At 69.6% G+C, this 6,107-nt stretch carries 5 protein-coding genes; 1 reads left to right on the forward strand and 4 read right to left on the reverse strand.

The window, feature by feature from the left end:
• Positions 1-966: an L-histidine N(alpha)-methyltransferase gene (gene egtD / locus AC51BJ_RS03970; protein ID WP_496279395.1), complete on the reverse strand. Its 966-nt coding sequence runs from the start codon at positions 964-966 to the stop codon at positions 1-3.
• 94 nt (positions 967-1,060) lie between these two features.
• Here egtD and AC51BJ_RS03975 point away from each other — a divergent pair, with 94 nt between their 5' ends.
• On the forward strand, positions 1,061-2,401 hold the full coding sequence (locus AC51BJ_RS03975; RefSeq protein WP_496279396.1) for an ATP-grasp domain-containing protein: 1,341 nt from the start codon (positions 1,061-1,063) through the stop codon (positions 2,399-2,401).
• On the opposite strand, the gene AC51BJ_RS03980 is transcribed toward AC51BJ_RS03975, so the two are convergent.
• The 3 genes from AC51BJ_RS03980 to AC51BJ_RS03990 all read right to left on the reverse strand — a co-directional run.
• On the reverse strand, positions 2,350-4,083 hold the full coding sequence (locus AC51BJ_RS03980; RefSeq protein WP_496279397.1) for a sulfatase-like hydrolase/transferase: 1,734 nt from the start codon (positions 4,081-4,083) through the stop codon (positions 2,350-2,352). The genes AC51BJ_RS03975 and AC51BJ_RS03980 overlap by 52 nt on opposite strands.
• Entirely contained in the window at positions 4,080-4,727 is a 648-nt protein-coding gene (locus AC51BJ_RS03985; protein WP_496279398.1) for a class I SAM-dependent methyltransferase, read from the reverse strand. The genes AC51BJ_RS03980 and AC51BJ_RS03985 overlap by 4 nt, the downstream gene beginning before the upstream one ends.
• Positions 4,728-4,787: 60 nt before the next feature.
• Positions 4,788-6,107 (reverse strand): elongation factor 1-alpha C-terminal domain-related protein (locus AC51BJ_RS03990; RefSeq protein WP_496279399.1); only part of this gene is annotated, 1,320 nt, incomplete at its 5' end.

Here is a 6,107-nt window from a genome sequence, read left to right on the forward strand (position 1 = left end):
TCAGGCGCACGCAAGGAAGACAGCGAACCCGTCGCGCGCGTCGGTCCAGCAGGCGATGTCGCCGAAACCGGCTTCGCGCAGCAGCACCTCGAAAAGCTCGCGCGTCCACTTCCACGAGTATTCGGTGAGGATGCGCTCGCCGGCGGCGAAACTGCGCTCGCCTCCCGGCCAGCGCACGGTGAGGGTCTGGCGTGCCTCCAGATGCATTTCGATGCGCGAGGTGGCGGGATCGAAGAAGGCGACGTGGCGCCAGTCGGCAATGCGGAAATCGGTGCCGGCGATGCGGTTCAGATGGCGCAGCACATTCAGGTTGAAGGCGGCGGTCACGCCCAGCGCGTCGTCGTAGGCGGCGTCGAGCACCGCCTTGTCCTTGACCAGATCGACGCCGATCAGCAGCGCGCCGCCGCGGGCCACCGTGCGCGCTTCACGCAGCAGGCGCAGCGCCTCGTCCGGCGCGAAGTTGCCGATGCTGGAGCCGGGGTAGAACACCAGGGCCGGCCCGTCGTATAACGCGGCTGGCAGCGCGAGGGCGGCGGAGAAGTCGAGGCCAACACCCACCATGTCCATGTCCGGATGGGCGCGCTGCAGGCACTCGAGGGAGTGCTTGAGGAAGTCGACCGAGATGTCGACCGCGACATAGCGGCGCGGCGCGAACAGTGGAAACAGCTTCGCCGCCTTGGCGCAGCTGCCGGCACCGAGGTCGATCAGATCGTGCGCCGGGCCCGCGTGCGCGCGCAGACGTGCTGCCATGTCGGCGGCGTGGGCGTCGAAGATGGCAGCCTCGGTGCGCGTCGGGTAGTACTCGTCCAGTTCGGTGATCGCTTCAAACAGCCGCGAGCCCAGCGCGTCGTAGAAATACTTCGGCGACACCCGCGCCACCGGCGCCTGCAGACCGGCCCACAGAGCCGGCATCTGCCCTGCCTCGCCGACCGGCTGCAGCTGGATGAAACGTGGCGTGCGCACCATGGTCCATTCCCCTCGTATTCTGTGTACTGCGCGGGCGGCCGATTGCCCGCAGTGGATCCCGCCGGCGCGACCGGCCACTCGCCAAGGATGATACGTGCCCTCCAGACCGCGCGCCGGCCTGCTTTTCGCCTACGACTGGGATCGCATCGGCTTCGCCCGCTCCGGCGCGGGCCACGCCTTCGACCACGCCGGCTTCGATCTGTTTTCGTTTCCGTCCAGTCTGCGGCTGATCGGCTTCGACCTCGAACGCTTCGCCGAGCGCACCGCGGCGCGCGGCCGGCGGCGCGACTGGTCGGCGGTGATCTCGCATCACGAAGCTTTCGGCGCGCTGGCGGCGGCGCTGGTGGCCGAGCGGCTGGGGCTGCCCTGTGCGCCGCCCGAAGCCATTCTGGCCGCACAGCACAAGCTGCACGCACGGTGCGTGCTGGAGGCGGTCGCACCAGAGGCCTGCCTGCGCTTCGCCGCGCTGGACATGGTGTGCGGCGACGACGTGCCGGCACGGCTGCCGGCCGGCTTTGCCTACCCGGTCTATGCAAAGCCGATCAAGGCGGCCTTCTCGGTGCTGGCGCGCGAAGTCGGCAGTCGCGAGGCGCTGCAGGCGCACACCCGTTTTGATCTTGCCGAGCGCTGGATCATCCGCCGTCTGATCGAACCTTTCGACCGCGTCTGTCGCGCGCGGCTGCCCGAGGCCGGCAGCGCCCACCGCATGCTGCTGGAGGAGCCGGTCGATCCAGCCACGCCACAGTTCAATCTCGACGGCTGGGTGTTCGACGGACAGGTGCATGCGCTGGGCGTGGTCGACGCCATCATGCATCCGGGCACCCAGGCTTTCATGCGCTGGGAACTGCCGAGCCGGCTGCCCGCGTCAGTACAGGCGCGCGCGCTCGACGTGGCGCGTCGCTTCCTCGGCGCGATCGGCTACGACCACGGTTTCTTCAACCTGGAGTTCTTCTACGACGATGCGCGCGACCGGCTTACCGTGATCGAGTGCAATCCGCGTCTGGCGTCGCAGTTTTCCGACCTCTACCTGCGGGTGCACGGCATCGACGCCCACGTCTGGTCGCTCGCACTGGCGCACGGCGAGGACCCGCGGCTGCTGCGTCGTGAGACGCCACGTGCCCGCGTCGCGGCCAGCCTGGTCTATCGCGCCTTCGACACAGCCACCGTGCCGCAAATGCCCGACACGGCGCGGCGTGCGCGCTTCGCCAACGCCTTTCCGGACGGCCTGATGTTCGCCTTCGGCCGCCGCGGCCGGGCGCTGCGGCGCGACCTGAAATGGACGGGCAGCCACCGCTACGGCATCGTCCATCTGGACGGCACCGACGCGGCCGAACTGCGCGCACGGGCGGAAACGGCCAGCGACCTGCTCGGCTGGCGCGCGCCCTATCGCGACGACGCAGTGGAAGCGACACCGGCCGCGCTCGACGTCGCCTGAACGGTCAGCGCCGAAGACTGCGACGCGAGGCTGAGCTGCGCGATCGGCAGATCGCCAGCCGCCCGCAGCAGCAGGGTCGTCAGGTCGTGCAGGCCACCGATGGGCGCGCGGGGCGGCGCCAGCCCCGGCTGGAAGCCCTGGGCGACGAAGCGCGCAAGCAGTTCGGGGTCGCGCGACACGATGTGCACCGGCACGTCCCACGACGCGCCTTCACCGCTGACGCCGGCCACCGGCTGGTGATCGCCGGCCAGCACGTAGAGCGTGTCGTGCGGTGGCGCCCGTCGCAGGTGGTCGCCCAGCCAGCGGTAGGTGTATTCGATGGTTCCGATGTAGTCCGGGAACATGTTCAGCCAGTCCGGCTTCTTCGCCAGCGCGCGCGCCGCATCGGCCGGATCGAAGGGCGTGTCGCCGAGCAGGCGATCGATGTCGGGCTGGAAGGGCGGCACCGGCGAGAACGGCAGATGGCTGGTGATGGTCGGGAAGAATACGAAGCGCGGCGGCTCCCCGGGCGCACGAGGATGCAGCTGTTCGAAGCGCTCGGCCGAGTACTGGTCAGGAATCTTCCAGTAGCCCATTTCGGGCCCCGGGTAGCGCAGGTCGCGGCCGTCGATGAACACGTCGTAACCGTAGAACACGCGTTCCGGCCACGCCCAGAACAGCGCCGGATAGAAGCCGTAAGTGCGGTAGCCGTTACGCCGGAACAGGGTGATCAGCGTCGGTCGCTCGGTCGTGACCAGCAGGTCGTGCCGCCGCGGGTCGCTCAGATCGAGGCCGGACAGCATGCCGAGCTGTGCGAGATCGGACGCGCCACCGAAGGTTGGCGAGCGCATGAAGGCCGACACCACCTGCCAGCCGCCGGCGGCGAGGTCCTGCGCCAGACGGTCGCGCGCCGGCTGCAGGAGACGCGCCGCCTCGGCATTGTCATAGACCACCGCGCCGTAGGATTCGAGCGGCATCAGATAGACGTCGCGGCCGCGCAGCGCGCTCAGCGCGCGGCTCGGCGGCTGCGCCAGCGCGTCGTCCAGCGCCGGCACCTGCGGCAGCGCGCGCGCCACCGCCTCCGGCGACATCAGCGTCGCGAGCAGCGTGGCCTGCCGCCAGTAGGTCGGCGTGATCGGTCGCGACACCACCGGCCAGGTTGCCTCGACGCCGGCCAGATTGGCGGTCACCAGCAGCGCGGCCAGCGCGGTCGCGACGCGTGACCAGCGGTGACGCAGCGCATACGGAACCGCCCGGTGCGCGATCTGCCCGACCAGCGCTCGCGCGCCGCGCCACAGTGCCCAGCCGAGCAGCGAAATCGCTGCCAGCGCACCGACGCTCACCCACCAGGGCAGGCCCTGCGCCGTCACCCAGAGAAAGCGTGGAATCTGCTGGCCATCCCAGAACAGATTGACCGGCCGGCCAAACAGGCCGGGCACGGTCACGTCGGCATAGCGGCCGAACGCGAACAGCAGGAACAGCGCGGTGAAGACCGTAAGTGCGCGAGCCGGCAGACGGCCATAGCGGGCAACCGCCGCCATCAGCGCCAGCCACAGGCCGACGAACTCCGGCGACAGCCGGTGATCCGGCACGATGAAGGGCGTGGGCCACAGATTGTTGGCGCTGAGCAGCGCATTGCCGAGCAGCAGCGCGGCCAGCGCGACGATGGCCTGCTTCGGGCCCGGCGCGGATCTGTCGGTCATTCCGGCACGCGGCCGCGGGCGAGATAGCCCATGCCGTACTGCGTGGTCGTGATCGACCAGTCGACCAGGCGCGGCGCGATGCGGTCCCACGGCGTGCGCAGTTCGCCCGGCGCACCGTTGTAGCCGTGGTTCTTCAGGTAGACCCAGAGGTTGAGCGGCGCCAGCCAGCGCGGGAAATACTTGATGCCGGCGATCGCCACCACGGCGCCCGGTCTTGCGCAGGCCAGCAGGGCGTCGACTGCGGTGTGCGAACGCAGGATGTCGTGGGTGTAGTGGAACAGCAGCGCATCGACCCGGTCCGGCAAGCGCAGGCCCTGCGCCGCGGTTTCGAACAGTTCGACGTTGTCCCAGCCGGCTTCGCTCACGCGGCGGCGCGCCTGCGCCAGCATGTCCGGGCTCTGGTCGAAGCCATGGACCCGCCCGGCATCGCCGACGGCAGCCCGCAGCAGCGGCAGGCTGAGACCGGTGCCGCAACCGACGTCGAGCACCGACTGACCGGGTTGCAGGCCGAGCAGCGCGATCGCGCGCTCGCGGATCGGCCAGGTCGGTCCGCACGTGGCGTCATAGCCGGCAGCACGCCTGCGGTACTTCTCGATCGACGCGGCGCGGACCGCGTCCTCGTCTGCGGGAGGTTGGGCGCTCATCGCGGCTCCGGCGTCGGTGGGAGGAAGGACCGGGCGTGTCGAGCGCGCCCGGCCTGTCGCTCAGCTCAGACGTCCGGCGCGGCGCAGGGTTTCGACGATCTGTTCGACCACTTCCTCCGCTGCGCCTGCAGCCAGCACGAGACGCTGGCCGCTGGCGTCCAGCGCGGCCTGCGCGGCGCCGGCGTCGATCTTCAGTTCGACGTGCTCGCCGGCCGCCAGTGCGGTGACCAGGCTCTCCGGCTGCGCCGAGTCGGCGTCGATCACCACCACCAGACCGGCGTCGAGCAGGATGCCGACGATGCGCGGCAGATCGGCGGTGGCAGCCGGCAGCGTGATGGTGTGGCGGCCGAGCGACATGAGCTTCTGTTCAAGCTTGTCGGCGGCGATGCCTTCGCCTGCCCACAGCAGCAGCGGCGACTGCTGCTTCAGTGCAGCGCGTGCAGCGCGACCGGTTTCCAGGCGCGTCCAGCTCAGGTCGCGCGGACGACTGCGGGCGCCATGCAGCAGGCCGGCGCCGACCGTGTTGTTGGTGAGGCGATCGATCAGGATGAAGCTGCCGGTATCACGCACCGACTCGTACGGATCGAAGGCAAGCAGTCGGTCCGTGAGCAGCGACACGCGGCCGATCTCGTTCAGTGCAAGCGCGGCGGTGGCGGAGCGCTCCATCGTATTCACGTTCACACGGTATTCGATCGCATGGACGGTGGCACCGACCGTACGGGTGCCGCACTTCATCAGATAGCTGCGACCGGTGGCCATGGCCTCGTCGCTCATCCACACCAGCGTGGCGTCGAAGCTGTCGCCGATCAGCGCCGGCGTGTCGGCGGCGACGATCACGTCGCCGCGCGAACAGTCGATCTCGTCAGCGAAGGTGACGGTGACCGACTGACCGGCCACCGCTTCGCTCAGATCCTGCGTCGACAGCACGATGCGCTCGACCGTGGTGTCGCGGCCGGACGGCTGCACGCGCACGCGGTCGCCCGGGCGCACGGTGCCGGAGGCGATCTGACCGGAGAAACCGCGGAAGTCGAGGTTCGGGCGGTTCACCCACTGCACCGGCAGGCGGAAGGGGCGCGCCTGCAGGTCGTCCTCGATCTGCACGGTTTCCAGGTGGTCCATCAGTGCCGGGCCGGCGTACCACGGCGTGGCCGCGCTCTTCTCGATGATGTTGTCGCCCTTCAGCGCCGACATCGGGATGCACAGGATGTCGGACAGGCCGATCTGCGCGGCAAACGCCCGGTAGTCCTTCTCGATGCGCTCGTACACGTCCTTCGAGTAGCCGACCAGGTCCATCTTGTTGATGGCGACGACCACGCGCTTGATGCCGATCAGCGACACCAGGAAGCTGTGGCGGCGGGTCTGCGTCTGCACGCCGTGGCG

The sequence above is a fragment of the Methyloversatilis sp. S146-33 genome (assembly GCF_059552495.1).

Coding starts and splice junctions, on each gene's coding strand:
- AC51BJ_RS03985 (WP_496279398.1), bottom strand. CDS start 4,727: ATGAGCGCCCAACCTCCCGCAGACGAGGACGCGGTCCGCGCCGCGTCG.
- egtD (WP_496279395.1), bottom strand. CDS start 966: ATGGTGCGCACGCCACGTTTCATCCAGCTGCAGCCGGTCGGCGAGGCA.
- AC51BJ_RS03980 (WP_496279397.1), bottom strand. CDS start 4,083: ATGACCGACAGATCCGCGCCGGGCCCGAAGCAGGCCATCGTCGCGCTG.